The following is a 12,756-nucleotide window of genomic DNA, read 5'->3' as shown; positions in this document are numbered from 1 at the left end:
ATCTATCGATTCGATTGAAATGCACTGAAAATCGCAGCTTACCGACAGCGGTGCGCTCTGCTAAAATGCGCCGCCTTATCCGTCTGTAGGCTGCACTGTGCCATTTACCCTGGTTGACTGGGCGATCGTTGCAATCATCGCCATCTCCGCTTTGATCAGTTTGAGCCGCGGCTTCGTCAAGGAAGCATTATCGCTGGTGACCTGGATCATCGCAGGAGCGGTTGCCTGGATGTTCGGTGGCTCACTGTCCGAGTACCTCGCCGGATACATCGAAACCCCATCGGCTCGCGTGATCGCGGGCTGTGCCATCATGTTTGTCGCCACACTGATCGTGGGCGCAATGATCAATTATCTTATCGGCGAGTTGGTGCGCGTGACCGGGTTGTCCGGCACCGACCGATTCCTGGGCATGGCCTTCGGCGCGGCGCGTGGCGTGTTGCTGGTGGTCGTGGCAGTCGGGCTGTTGAGCCTGGGGCCGGTACAGCAGGACGGGTGGTGGAAAGAATCACAGCTCGTGCCAAAGTTTCTATTGGTCGCCGACTGGTCCAAAAACCTGATTCTCGGGTGGAGCAGTCAGTGGCTTGCCAGCGGAATCAGCGTACCCGCTGATATTCCGTTCAAGGAGCAGCTCTTGCCGTCGGCCAAAACGCCACAGTGAGTGTTGTTCAGTTCAGATCCATTAAGTAGGGGTTGCGTCGCATGTGTGGCATCGTCGGTATCGTCGGTAAGTCGAACGTCAATCAGGCGCTGTATGACGCGCTAACCGTGCTCCAGCACCGCGGCCAGGACGCTGCCGGTATCGTGACCAGCCATGATGGCCGGTTGTTCTTGCGCAAGGACAATGGTCTGGTGCGTGACGTGTTTCAGCAGCGTCACATGCAGCGCCTGGTCGGCCACATGGGTATCGGCCACGTGCGTTACCCGACCGCCGGCAGCTCGACTTCGGCCGAAGCGCAGCCGTTTTACGTCAACTCGCCTTACGGCATCACCCTGGCGCACAACGGCAACCTGACCAACGTTGAACAGTTGGCCAAGGAAATCTACGAATCCGACCTGCGTCACGTCAACACCAGTTCCGACTCGGAAGTGCTGCTCAACGTGTTCGCCCACGAGCTGGCCCAGCGCGGCAAGCTGCAGCCGACCGAAGAAGACGTGTTTGCCGCCGTGACCGACGTGCATAACCGTTGCGTCGGCGGTTACGCCGTGGTGGCAATGATCACCGGTTACGGCATCGTCGGTTTCCGTGACCCGCACGGCATTCGTCCGATCGTGTTCGGCCAGCGTCACACCGACGAAGGCGTCGAGTACATGATCGCTTCCGAAAGCGTTTCGCTGGACGTACTCGGTTTCACCCTGATCCGCGACCTGGCCCCGGGCGAAGCGGTCTACATCACTGAAGACGGCAAGCTGCACACCCGTCAGTGCGCGACCAACCCGTCCCTGACCCCGTGCATCTTCGAACACGTTTACCTGGCGCGTCCGGATTCGATCATCGACGGCGTGTCGGTGTACAAGGCGCGTCTGCGCATGGGTGAGAAACTCGCCGAGAAGATCCTGCGCGAGCGTCCAGAGCATGACATCGACGTGGTCATCCCGATTCCGGACACCAGCCGCACCGCCGCGCTGGAGCTGGCGAACCATCTGGGCGTGAAATTCCGCGAAGGTTTCGTCAAGAACCGTTACATCGGCCGGACCTTCATCATGCCGGGCCAGGCGGCGCGCAAGAAATCGGTTCGCCAGAAGCTCAACGCGATCGAACTGGAATTCCGCGGCAAGAACGTGATGCTGGTCGACGACTCGATCGTGCGCGGCACCACCTGCAAGCAGATCATTCAGATGGCCCGCGAAGCCGGCGCGAAAAACGTCTACTTCTGCTCGGCGGCCCCGGCCGTACGCTTCCCGAACGTTTACGGCATCGACATGCCGAGCGCTCACGAACTGATCGCACACAACCGTTCGACTCAGGACGTGGCGGATCTGATCGGCGCAGACTGGCTGATCTATCAGGACTTGCCTGACTTGATCGAGGCGGTCGGTGGCGGCAAGATCAAGATCGAAAACTTCGATTGCGCGGTGTTCGACGGCAAGTACGTCACCGGCGACGTCGACGAGGCTTACCTGGACAAGATCGAGCAGGCACGCAACGATGCCTCCAAGGTCAAGACCCAGGCGGTCAGTGCGATCATCGATCTGTACAACAACTGAGTTTCTACCGGCCCTGAGGGGCCGGTTTTGTATCTGGCAAAAGACTTTCATTTATTCAGAACAGGGCAAGGAGTGACAGCATGAGTCAGGAATGGGATGCCGGTCGGCTGGACAGCGACCTCGAAGGCGTAGCGTTCGATACCCTGGCCGTACGTGCCGGTCAGCACCGTACGCCGGAAGGCGAACACGGTGATCCGATGTTCTTCACTTCCAGCTATGTGTTCCGTACCGCCGCCGATGCGGCCGCGCGCTTTGCCGGGGAAGTGCCGGGCAACGTTTACTCGCGTTACACCAACCCGACTGTGCGCGCGTTCGAGGAGCGTATTGCTGCGCTGGAGGGTGCCGAGCAGGCGGTCGCCACTGCCACGGGCATGGCCGCGATCATGGCGGTGGTGATGAGCCTGTGCAGTGCCGGCGATCATGTGCTGGTGTCGCGCAGCGTGTTCGGTTCGACCATCAGCCTGTTCGAAAAGTACTTCAAGCGTTTCGGCGTGGAAGTCGATTACGTGCCGCTGGCCGATCTGTCGGGTTGGGAGGCGGCGATCAAACCGAACACCAGGCTGTTGTTCGTCGAATCGCCGTCCAATCCGCTGGCCGAGCTGGTGGATATCACCGCGCTGGCGGAAATCGCTCACGCCAAAGGCGCGATGCTGGTGGTCGACAACTGCTTCTGCACGCCTGCCTTGCAGCAACCGCTGAAGCTCGGTGCAGACATCGTCGTGCATTCGGCAACCAAGTTCATCGACGGCCAGGGCCGGTGCATGGGCGGGGTGGTGGCCGGTCGCAGCGAGCAGATGAAAGAAGTTGTCGGTTTCCTGCGCACCGCCGGGCCGACCCTCAGCCCGTTCAATGCGTGGATCTTCCTCAAGGGCCTGGAAACCCTGAACCTGCGGATGAAGGCGCACTGCGCCAACGCTCAGCAACTCGCCGAGTGGCTGGAGCAGCAGGACGGTATCGAGAAAGTCCATTACGCCGGGCTCAAGAGCCATCCGCAGCACGAGCTGGCCCAGCGTCAGCAGAAGGGCTTCGGTGCGGTAGTCAGTTTCGAGGTCAAGGGCGGCAAAGAGGGCGCATGGCGCTTTATCGACGCCACCCGCTTGATCTCGATCACTGCCAACCTTGGTGACAGCAAAACCACCATCACCCATCCGAGCACCACCTCCCACGGCCGTCTGGCGCCGCAGGAGCGTGAGGCGGCGGGGATTCGTGACAGCCTGATCCGCATTGCGGTCGGTCTGGAAGACGTGGCGGACCTGCAGGCCGACCTGTCGCGCGGTCTGGCGGCGTTGTGATCGAGTTGTCGACGCCGACGGCGGGTACCCATGGCCGCGTGGCGCTGGTCACCGGCGCCGCGCGTGGCATCGGTCTGGGCATCGCGGCCTGGCTGATCAGCGAAGGCTGGCAAGTGGTGCTGACCGATCTTGATCGCGCACGCGGTTCGAAAGTGGCCAAGGTGCTGGGCGAGAATGCCTGGTTCATCGCCATGGACGTGGCGGATGAAAGTCAGGTGGCATTGGGTGTTGCTGAAGTGCTTGGGCAATTCGGTCGTCTCGATGCGTTAGTGTGCAACGCGGCGGTGGCTGATCCGCACAACATCACCCTGGAAAGTCTGGATCTGGCGTACTGGAATCGGGTGCTGGCGGTGAATCTCAGCGGGCCGATGCTGCTGGCCAAGCACTGCGCGCCGTATCTGCGCGCGCACAACGGCTCGATCGTCAATCTGGCCTCGACCCGTGCGCGGCAGTCGGAGGCAGATTCCGAGGCCTATGCGGCGAGCAAGGGCGGGTTGTTGGCGCTGACCCATGCGCTGGCGATCAGTCTTGGGCCGGAGATTCGGGTGAACGCAGTCAGTCCCGGCTGGATCGATGCGCGGGATCCTTCTGCGCGTCGAGCCGAGCCGCTGGCCGATGCCGATCATGCGCAGCATCCGGCGGGCAGGGTAGGGACGGTCGAGGATGTGGCGGCGATGGTCGCGTGGCTGTTGTCGCGCAACGCCGGGTTTGTGACCGGGCAGGAATTCGTCGTGGATGGCGGCATGACCAAGAAGATGATTTACACCGAGTAGATCGCGTGCTTCTCCTGAGTTTGCGTCAAATGGACTGCCGTCTTCGCGAGCAAGCTCGCTTCCACATTTGGAATGCAATCCCCTGTGGGAGCGAGCTTGCTCGCGAATGCAGTCTTGCAGGATGGAAACAATTTCGTCTTTTTCAGAAAAACTTCAATCCTGCTATTGACTTAGGTTCGCTACCTGCGTAAATTTCGCGGCCTCGGAGATGCAAACGGGTGATTAGCTCAGCTGGGAGAGCGTCTGCCTTACAAGCAGAATGTCGGCGGTTCGATCCCGTCATCACCCACCACTCCCGAGAAACTTGCGAAAGCAAGAGGTAGGCTGAAAGTGCCTCCACCGACGCGCAGCGGTAGTTCAGTCGGTTAGAATACCGGCCTGTCACGCCGGGGGTCGCGGGTTCGAGTCCCGTCCGCTGCGCCATATTTTACGAGTCGGCATTGTCCGGTTCGCGATTGAAAAGCACCGAAGCTTTCAGTCAAAACGAGTTACTTGAGCGCAAGCTCAAAGCGATACGCAGCGGTAGTTCAGTCGGTTAGAATACCGGCCTGTCACGCCGGGGGTCGCGGGTTCGAGTCCCGTCCGCTGCGCCATATCTGTTTCAAGGACCACTGAACGCCTTGAAACACCGAAAGCAACCCTTGGTTGATTCGGAATCGATAGCAAAGACCCTGGTCGAAAGACCGGGGTTTTTTGTGTCTGAAATTTGACCGCTCTCCCTTCACTACCCAGTCCTGCACAAATCCCTGCAGGAGCTGCGGCACGCTGCAATCTTTTGATTTTGATCGTAGAAGCAGGATCAAAAGATCGCAGCCTCGTTTCACTCGATAGCGCCTACATGGGGTGGGCAACCGCATTCGACTATGTAAGGCGGGGGGCAATCGACCTCATGCGGTGCCACGTCGCATTGATTTTTGATTCTTTAGTCAAGTTTTTGTAACTGGTTGTTTGCTGCGAGCGCGGAAACCTTTAAAGTTAACCTTTCGGTCAGCTTTGCACTGTCAACACGCCCTTTGTTTAGCCAAGAAGGGCTTCTGCAAGACTCGAGATTCCCAGTAGATAACCAGAAGGGCGGACACATAACCGCCCAGAGGATGATCCATGTCCAACCGTGATATATCCCGGCGCTCGTTCCTCCAGGGCGGGCTGGTGGCGGGTGTGAGCGTCACGCTCACGCCGCTCAGCAGCCAGGCGCTGGCTGCCTTGATGGAAACCAGCGTCACCGTGCCGTCCGAGAAGTGGCTCGGCAACAACGGCAAGGCGCGTCAGCGTAACGATGCGCTGTCCAAAGTTTGCGGCAGCAAAGTATTTGCCCGCGACATTCGCTCCAAGGACATGCCGGGCTGGCCTGAGCAACAGGGCCACGCCATGCTGCTGAAAACCATCAAGGCCGACCGTATCTACGCTGGTTACGACCTGTCGTGGCTCGGTGCCGACTTGCAACCTGACCGCATCGTCACCGCGGCCGATCTGGACAAGGACGGCATCGTCTTCCCGGAAGAGCACGCGCCGGACCCCTTGCTGCCGGAAGGCAAAGTGCCGATGTTCATCGGTCACCCGGTAGCAATCCTGATCTGGAACGATTTCGAGCGTTTCCGCCAGGCCAAGAACAAACTCAAATTCAATGACAAGGCGATTCGTTACGGTGCACAAGTGCCGTACTACGAAGGCGATCCTTATGGCAGCTTCCGCTACGTGCGCGTGGGCGGTCCGACCTCGGCCGACGAAGACGAATTCGCCAGCCTGAAAGACTCGATCCTGTTCCCGATGCTGAAGAACCGTCGGCCGGTGTGGAATTCTCAGCCGAACCTGCACGGCAACCTGACTGAGCGCGGTCTGTTCTACGCCGATCGCATGAAGAAAGAGATCGATAGCCCGCCAGACAACTGGCTGGTGTTCGATGAGCGCTACAAGACCCCGTCGATCGAACCGGCTGCGATGGAACCGGACAACGGCAACGGCTGGTACGACCCGAAAACCAAGACCCTGCATTTCGTGGTTGCCACTCAGTGCCCGCTGGAAGCCGCGACCGAGACCGCGAAAATGATCGCGCCGTCGCGCTTCGGCCTGGCCAACTTGAACATGCACCCGGGTTACACCGTGGGTTACGGTTCCAAAGACCACAACATCTTCGTCTACTACGCGGCCCTCGCGGCGCTGTACGGTGCCGGTGTGCCGATCCGTCTGGCGAATGACCGCTATGAGCAGTTCCAGAGCGGCATCAAGCGTCACCCGTTCGACATCCGCTACCAGTTGGCGGTGGACAAGAACGACTACAGCTTCAAGATTTTCCGTGCCGAGATGAGCGTCGACGGTGGCGGTCGCATCAACTACAGCCCGTCGGTGGCGGCGGTGGGTGCCACGGCAGCGCAGTCGATCTATTACATGCCGCAGAACGATCTGCAGGTCACCGCTTACCACTCGCGTGGTGTTGAGGCGGGGTCGATGCGCGGTTACGGCACCCTGCAAAGCATGGCCTCAACCGAAATGATGGTCGACGAAATCGCCCATCGTCTCGGCGTTGACCCGATTGATCTGCGTCGCAAGAACGCCTTGCGTTCGGGGATGAAAAACACCCAGGGCGCGATCCCGGCGGGTGCTCTGCGCTTGCACGAAATTCTCGATAAGGCTTCGGTGCACGAAGTCTGGAAAAACCGCGACGCGATCAAGAAGCAGCGCGAAGCCGCCGACCCGGACAACTGGTACGGCGTGGGTTTTGCCATTTGCCAGAAAGACTTCGGCACCGGTTCGGAAGCGCCGATGGCCAGCATCGAATTCACCGCTGAAGGTCGCATCACCCTGCGCCACATCGGTATCGAAATCGGCACCGGCATGTCCACTTCGCAAGCGCTGGTGGTGGCCGATTTCCTCGGTAGCCCCGCGCATGAAGTGAAGACCGGTGAAACCGAATGGCAGGAAATGCAGCTGATCACCAGCGGCAACCCTTACATCATGAGCCAGGCCGAACAGGACAACCTGCTGCGCAATCCGCGCTGGGTTGGCAAGCTGGCTTCGGCGTCGTCCGCGACCAACTCGGCCTACTATTTCAGCCACGCCACCCGTGAAGCGGCGCGCGTGCTGTTCAACAATGGCTTGTGGCCGGCGGCCATGGAAATCTGGCGTCAGGGCCCTTACGGCGGTCAAGCCAACCCATACGTGGTGCGTCGTGAAGATGCGCATTGGGTCGACGGCAAACTCACTGCCAACGGCATGCAGCCGTTGAGTTTTGAAGAGCTGGCCAAGCGCGCTCACGAACGTGGCCTGGTCACCGGTGCCACCGTTCACGCGTTCAACCGCTGGAGCTGGGCCGAGGCTGAATACAGCATCGACGGTGTGCGCGAGCGTCTGCCGCTCGACGGTCTGGCGGTGAAGTACGGCGATGGTGCGCCGAAGGCGAAGAAGGCGCTGATGAACACCGCTGGTTTCCACCTGCTGGATCGCCAGAACATCAACTACCCGGTGGTTCAGTTGAACAATGCCGCGGTGACTTACTACAGCCCGGTCGCGACGCTAGTCGAGCTGAAGGTCAACAAAGGCTCGGCGGAAGTCGAAGTGCTCAACCACCATTCGTGGGTCGAGTGCGGTCGGGTGCTGGTTGAAGAACTGGTCAAGGGCCAGCTCGAAGGCGGTATCGCGATGGGTATTGGTCACGCATTGATGGAAGAGATGCCGCTGTACGAAGGCGGACCGGGGGAGGGTGACTGGAACTTCAACCGTTATCGCCTGCCGATGGCCCGTCACGTCGCAGTGTGGAAGCAGACCGCGGAGATTCTGCCGCCGCTGTCGCCAAGCGATCCGTCCAAAGGCATCGCCGAAGTGGTGATGATCCCGGTGGTTGGTGCCATCGGTAACGCCGTGGCGCATGCCATCGGTAAACGTGTTCGCGATCTGCCAATCACTGCTGCGCGCATCAAGGAGGCCCTCAATGGCTAACCGTCCGCTTCAACTGACCCTCAATGGTCAATCCGTCGGTCCGGTGGACATCCCTGATGACCTGCCGATGATCGACTACCTGCACGAATACAAGAATCTCACCGGTTCGCGCCTGGGCTGCGGCCAGGGCATCTGCCACGCCTGTGTGGTGATCGTCGACAACCCGGACGGCACCAGCGAAGAAGTGCGCACCTGCATCACCGGCGCGCATTACTTCGAGGGCAAAAAAGTCCGCACCATCGAAGGTCACGCCAAACGTGATGAGAGCGGTCAGGTCACTGAGCTGAACCCGATCCAGCAGCGTTTCGTCGACGAATTCGCCTTCCAGTGCAGCTATTGCGCGCCGGGCTTCGTCAACGCCGCGACGGTGCTGGTGGAGAAGCTGCAGCGCCAGCCGATCGTCAAAAGCCAGCTGGAAAGCGTCATCGAAGACAGCCTCGGCCATCACGTCTGTCGTTGCACCGGGTACGTGCGTTACTACAACGCCACGCGCAACGTGCTGACCGATCTCGGCCTGGTCAAGGAGGGTTAAGCATGAAGCATCTATTGACCCGCTTGACCCTGGCGGTCGGGCTGGCTGCGCCGGTGTTATTTGCCCACGCCGACGATCAGGTCAAGCGCGGCGAATACCTCGCCCGCGCGGCCGACTGCATGGCGTGCCACACCGCACCGGGCGGCGCGCCGTTTGCCGGCGGGCTGCCGATCGTCTCGCCGTTCGGCACCATCTACGGCACCAACATCACTCCGAGCAAAGAGCACGGCATCGGCCTGTACAGCGATGACGAGTTCTTCGCCGCGCTGACCGAAGGCAAGCGTCGCGACGGCGCCAATCTGTATCCGGCGATGCCCTACACCTCGTATCACCTGGTGCCGCGGGAAGACTCGGACGCGATTCATGCGTACCTGAAAACCATCGAGCCAATCGAGCGCGCCGCGCCGGCCACCCGCCTGAGTTTTCCGTTCAACGTGCGTCCGGGCCTGATCGGCTGGAACATGCTGTACGGCAAGGCCTTGAAGCTTGAGTCTGGTGAAGGCAAAAGCGAAGCCTGGAAGCGTGGCCAGTACATGGTCGAAGTGCTCGGCCACTGCGGCGAGTGCCACACGCCACGCGGTCTGCCGGGCGCGATGCAACTGGACAAGCGCCTGACCGGCGGCATTCTCAACGGTTATCTGGCACCGAGCCTGCTCGCCACCGATCTGGCGGCGCGTGGCTGGAATCAGCAGGACCTGAGCACGTTCCTCAAGCACGGCATGAGCGCCCAGGGCACGATGTTCAACGAGATGTTCCCGGTGTTCCACAACAGCACCCAGGGCCTGAACGATCAGGATCTGGCGGCGATGGCGACGTTCCTGCTTGGCGACAAGCCGCCCGCGGCGAAAGAGCTGACTGAAGTGTCGCTGGACAAGCTCAGCCCGAGTGCCCAGCGCGGCCGTCAGGAATATTTGAACGTCTGCGCCGGTTGCCATGCTGCCGGCGGCGAAGGCAAGCCGCACATCGCCGTGGCCATGCGCGGCAACACCACGCTGCGTCTGGAAGATCCGCGCAATCTGTTGCGGGTGATCGAGGACGGCATCGGCGAGCAGAAATTCGCCGGGTTCGAACACATGCAGCCAATGCCGGGATTCGCTGACAAGCTCAGCGCTGAACAGCTGACCGATCTGCTGAACTACCTGCGTCAAGGCTGGGGCGGCCAGTCGGCAGAGTTGGCAGTGAGCGATGTGCAGAAGCTGCAGGCTGACGCTCCAGCCGTCGAGCACAAGGCGCACTGACATGCAGCATCTCGATCTACAGGTTGTGCGGCGGGCACTGGAGTGGTCGGTGGCCGGGCAGCGCATTTGGCTCTGTACGGTGCTGACCACTTACGGCTCGGCGCCGCGTGCGCCGGGTTCGCTGCTGGCGGTGAACGATAACGGCCAGTGGATCGGGTCGCTGTCCGGTGGCTGCGTCGAGGAAGACTTTCTCGCGCGCGTCGCTGAAGGTGCGTTTCTCGATGCGGTCAACGTGGTGCGTTACGGCGAAGGTGATGATCCGCGCTCGCGGGTCAGCCTGCCCTGTGGCGGTATTCTCGACGTACTGGTAGAGAAATTTGACGCCGACTGTGAAGTGCAGGCGCATCTGCGTGAGCTTGAATCGGCGTTGCTCGGCCAGCGTCGTCTGATTCGCGAGGTCGATCTGGCCAGCGGTGCGCGCAATCTGTTCGCGGATCGCGAGCAGGGCGCGCGCATCGAGCGCGAGATCGACCGGGTGCGGATTCGCATCGGTGCTGCTCAGCGCTTGCTGCTGGCGGGTTACTCCAGCGTGGCGCAGGCCTGTGCCGAGTTCGCGGTCGGTCTCGGCTTCGAAGTGATTCTTTGCGATCCGCGCGACGAAGTGCTCGAAGGCGTGGTGCTGAATGGCGTGGAGATTCGTCGGCAATTACCGTCAGTGTTTATCGCCGATGGCGGCTGTCATCGCGATACCGCGGTGGTAGCGCTGACCCATGATCCGCGTATCGACGACCTGGCAATGATGGAAGCGGTGCGCACCGAAGCGTTTTACATCGGCGTCATGGGCTCGCAGCAGACCTCGCAGAAACGTTTCGAGCGCCTGCGCAGGATTGGTGGGCTGGGAGAGGTCGAACTGGCGCGGATTCATGCGCCGATCGGGCTTAACCTGGGCAGCAAGACACCGGCTGAGATCGCTTTGGCGGTGCTGGCGGATATCTTGCGGATTCGTAGCGGGATCGCCCGAGACCAGCTCTGATCTGGATTTTGCAAATATTTGTGGCGAGGGAGCTTGCTCCCGCTGGACTGCGCAACAGGCCTTCTTTCTAGATAAAAGAGGGGCCGCTGCGCGACCCGGCGGGAGCAAGCTCCCTCGCCACAGTTGTTTGCCAGTCAAGAAAACTGATCAGAAACCCAGCTTGTCACGCAGTCCGTAATACCACGCACCCAGCGCCGCAAATGGCGTACGCAGCAACTGCCCGCCCGGGAACGGGTAATGCGGCAGATCGGCAAATGCATCAAAACGCTCGGCCTGTCCACGCAACGCCTCGGCCAGTACCTTGCCGGCCAGGTGGGTGTACGTCACGCCGTGGCCGCTGCAGCCCTGCGAGTAATAAATGTTGTCGCCAAGGCGTCCGACCTGCGGCAGGCGCGACAGGGTCAGCAGGAAATTGCCGGTCCAGGCGTAGTCGATCTTCACGTCCTTGAGTTGCGGAAAAGCCTTGAGCATTTTCGGGCGGATGATCGCTTCGATGTTCGCCGGGTCCCGCGCGCCATAAACCACACCGCCGCCGAAGATCAGGCGCTTGTCACCCGTCAGGCGGTAGTAGTCGAGCAGGTAGTTGCAGTCCTCGACGCAGTAATCCTGTGGCAGCAGGGATTTCGCCAGTTCTTCGCCCAGCGGTTCGGTAGTGATCACCTGAGTGCCGCACGGCATCGATTTGGCCGCCAGTTCCGGCACCAGATTACCGAGGTAGGCGTTGCCGGCAACGATGATGAACTTGGCCCTGACCTTGCCTTGCGGCGTGTGCACCACCGGACTGGCACCGCGCTCGATGCGCACGGCCGGCGATTGCTCATAGATCGTGCCGCCGAGGGACTCGACTGCAGCGGCTTCACCGAGCGCCAGGTTCAGCGGGTGGATGTGACCGCCGCTCATGTCGAGCATGCCGCCGACGTACTGATCGCAGGCGACCACTTCGCGAATGCGGCGCTGGTCGAGCAGTTCCAGTTGCGTGTGGCCGAAGCGCTCCCACAGGCGCTTCTGCGATTCCAGGTGACCCATCTGTTTGGCGGAGAGGGCGGCAAACACGCCGCCGTCCTTCAGGTCGCACTGGATGTTGTATTTGGCCACGCGCTCCCGAATGATCCGGCCGCCTTCGAAGGCCATCTGCCCGAGCAGTTGTGCTTGCTTGGGGCCGACTGTGCGCTCGATAACGTCGATGTCGCGGCTATAGCTGTTGACGATCTGCCCGCCATTACGCCCCGACGCACCGAAGCCGACCTTCGCTGCTTCCAGGACTGTGACGCGAAAACCGTTCTCCAGCAGAAACAGCGCCGAGGACAGCCCGGTGTACCCGGCGCCGATCACACAGACATCCGTCTCCACATCATCCTGCAGGGCCGGACGTGGCGGTGCGGCATTGGCCGACGCAGCGTAATAAGACTCTGGGTAAGGGGTGTTCGCCATCCTGCAGCCTCTGTTTAATATATTTTACGAGTGCGTCGATCCTACCCGAGTTGAAAAACCTCCGCCAGCCACCGGAAAAATCTTCTTCACCGACCCTAAATTAAATATTTTGCATATTCATAGGGTTAGGTGAAAAAAAGGTGTTGACACCCCTCCGGAATTCCGTAGAATGCCGCCTCACAGCAGGCACGTAGCTCAGTTGGTTAGAGCACCACCTTGACATGGTGGGGGTCGTTGGTTCGAGTCCAATCGCGCCTACCAAACAAAATCCGCTCTGCTGGGCGGTCTGGAAGGGCTCACCGAAAGGTGGGCCCTTTTTTGTTATCTGCGATTTTTCAAAGCCGTGCTCCAGGCGCTCGCCTCAATCCTTCCGATCTTT

9 protein-coding genes and 4 tRNA genes are annotated in these 12,756 nt (G+C 60.6%); 12 read left to right on the top strand and 1 reads right to left on the bottom strand.

The window, feature by feature from the left end:
* Positions 1 to 97 precede the first annotated feature (97 nt).
* The 11 genes from AC193Q_RS10130 to AC193Q_RS10080 all read left to right on the top strand — a co-directional run bounded on the left by AC193Q_RS10130 (position 98) and on the right by AC193Q_RS10080 (position 10,946).
* Positions 98 to 658: a CvpA family protein gene (locus tag AC193Q_RS10130; RefSeq protein WP_007961197.1), complete on the top strand. Its 561-nt coding sequence runs from the start codon at positions 98 to 100 to the stop codon at positions 656 to 658.
* Positions 659 to 699: 41 nt separating this feature from the next.
* Entirely contained in the window at positions 700 to 2,205 is a 1,506-nt protein-coding gene (gene purF / locus AC193Q_RS10125; protein WP_003226416.1) for an amidophosphoribosyltransferase, read from the top strand.
* Positions 2,206 to 2,285: 80 nt separating this feature from the next.
* Positions 2,286 to 3,497, top strand: coding sequence for an O-succinylhomoserine sulfhydrylase (locus AC193Q_RS10120; protein WP_483879470.1), 1,212 nt, complete (start codon positions 2,286 to 2,288; stop codon positions 3,495 to 3,497).
* Positions 3,494 to 4,270 carry an SDR family oxidoreductase gene (locus AC193Q_RS10115; protein ID WP_047293232.1) on the top strand — a complete coding sequence of 259 codons (777 nt, stop codon included), beginning with the start codon at positions 3,494 to 3,496 and terminating at the stop codon, positions 4,268 to 4,270. Before AC193Q_RS10120 ends, AC193Q_RS10115 begins: the two co-directional genes overlap by 4 nt.
* 216 nt (positions 4,271 to 4,486) lie before the next feature.
* A tRNA-Val gene (locus tag AC193Q_RS10110) sits at positions 4,487 to 4,562 on the top strand.
* Between the two features lie 54 nt (positions 4,563 to 4,616).
* A tRNA-Asp gene (locus tag AC193Q_RS10105) sits at positions 4,617 to 4,693 on the top strand.
* A 93-nt stretch (positions 4,694 to 4,786) separates the two neighbouring features.
* Positions 4,787 to 4,863 (top strand) — tRNA-Asp (locus tag AC193Q_RS10100).
* 508 nt (positions 4,864 to 5,371) lie between these two features.
* The gene (locus AC193Q_RS10095) at positions 5,372 to 8,203 is read left to right on the top strand and encodes a xanthine dehydrogenase family protein molybdopterin-binding subunit (protein WP_047293233.1); all 2,832 of its coding nucleotides are present in this window, start codon (positions 5,372 to 5,374) and stop codon (positions 8,201 to 8,203) included.
* Positions 8,196 to 8,735, top strand: a complete 540-nt coding sequence (locus AC193Q_RS10090; RefSeq protein ID WP_047293235.1) for a (2Fe-2S)-binding protein — start codon at positions 8,196 to 8,198, stop codon at positions 8,733 to 8,735. Before AC193Q_RS10095 ends, AC193Q_RS10090 begins: the two co-directional genes overlap by 8 nt.
* Positions 8,736 to 8,737: 2 nt before the next feature.
* A complete protein-coding gene (locus AC193Q_RS10085) occupies positions 8,738 to 9,973 on the top strand; it encodes a c-type cytochrome (RefSeq protein ID WP_047293237.1) in 1,236 nt (411 codons plus the stop codon).
* Position 9,974: 1 nt separating this feature from the next.
* The gene (locus tag AC193Q_RS10080) at positions 9,975 to 10,946 is read left to right on the top strand and encodes an XdhC family protein (protein ID WP_483879469.1); all 972 of its coding nucleotides are present in this window, start codon (positions 9,975 to 9,977) and stop codon (positions 10,944 to 10,946) included.
* Positions 10,947 to 11,093: 147 nt separating this feature from the next.
* On the opposite strand, the gene AC193Q_RS10075 is transcribed toward AC193Q_RS10080, so the two are convergent.
* Positions 11,094 to 12,377 (bottom strand): NAD(P)/FAD-dependent oxidoreductase, encoded by a 1,284-nt coding sequence (locus AC193Q_RS10075; protein WP_131671785.1) that lies wholly within the window; start codon positions 12,375 to 12,377, stop codon positions 11,094 to 11,096.
* A gap of 184 nt (positions 12,378 to 12,561) precedes the next feature.
* On the opposite strand from AC193Q_RS10075, the gene AC193Q_RS10070 reads away from it, so the two are divergent.
* Positions 12,562 to 12,638 (top strand) — tRNA-Val (locus tag AC193Q_RS10070).
* Positions 12,639 to 12,756 lie beyond the last annotated feature (118 nt).

It is taken from the genome of Pseudomonas sp. F2, assembly GCF_057174385.1.
The sequence above is the reverse complement of the archived record's forward strand: the minus strand, read 5'-3'. Positions and strand labels throughout refer to the sequence as shown.

Coding starts and splice junctions, on each gene's coding strand:
- purF (WP_003226416.1), top strand. CDS start 700: ATGTGTGGCATCGTCGGTATCGTCGGTAAGTCGAACGTCAATCAGGCG.
- AC193Q_RS10120 (WP_483879470.1), top strand. CDS start 2,286: ATGAGTCAGGAATGGGATGCCGGTCGGCTGGACAGCGACCTCGAAGGC.
- AC193Q_RS10095 (WP_047293233.1), top strand. CDS start 5,372: ATGTCCAACCGTGATATATCCCGGCGCTCGTTCCTCCAGGGCGGGCTG.
- AC193Q_RS10090 (WP_047293235.1), top strand. CDS start 8,196: ATGGCTAACCGTCCGCTTCAACTGACCCTCAATGGTCAATCCGTCGGT.
- AC193Q_RS10085 (WP_047293237.1), top strand. CDS start 8,738: ATGAAGCATCTATTGACCCGCTTGACCCTGGCGGTCGGGCTGGCTGCG.
- AC193Q_RS10080 (WP_483879469.1), top strand. CDS start 9,975: ATGCAGCATCTCGATCTACAGGTTGTGCGGCGGGCACTGGAGTGGTCG.
- AC193Q_RS10075 (WP_131671785.1), bottom strand. CDS start 12,377: ATGGCGAACACCCCTTACCCAGAGTCTTATTACGCTGCGTCGGCCAAT.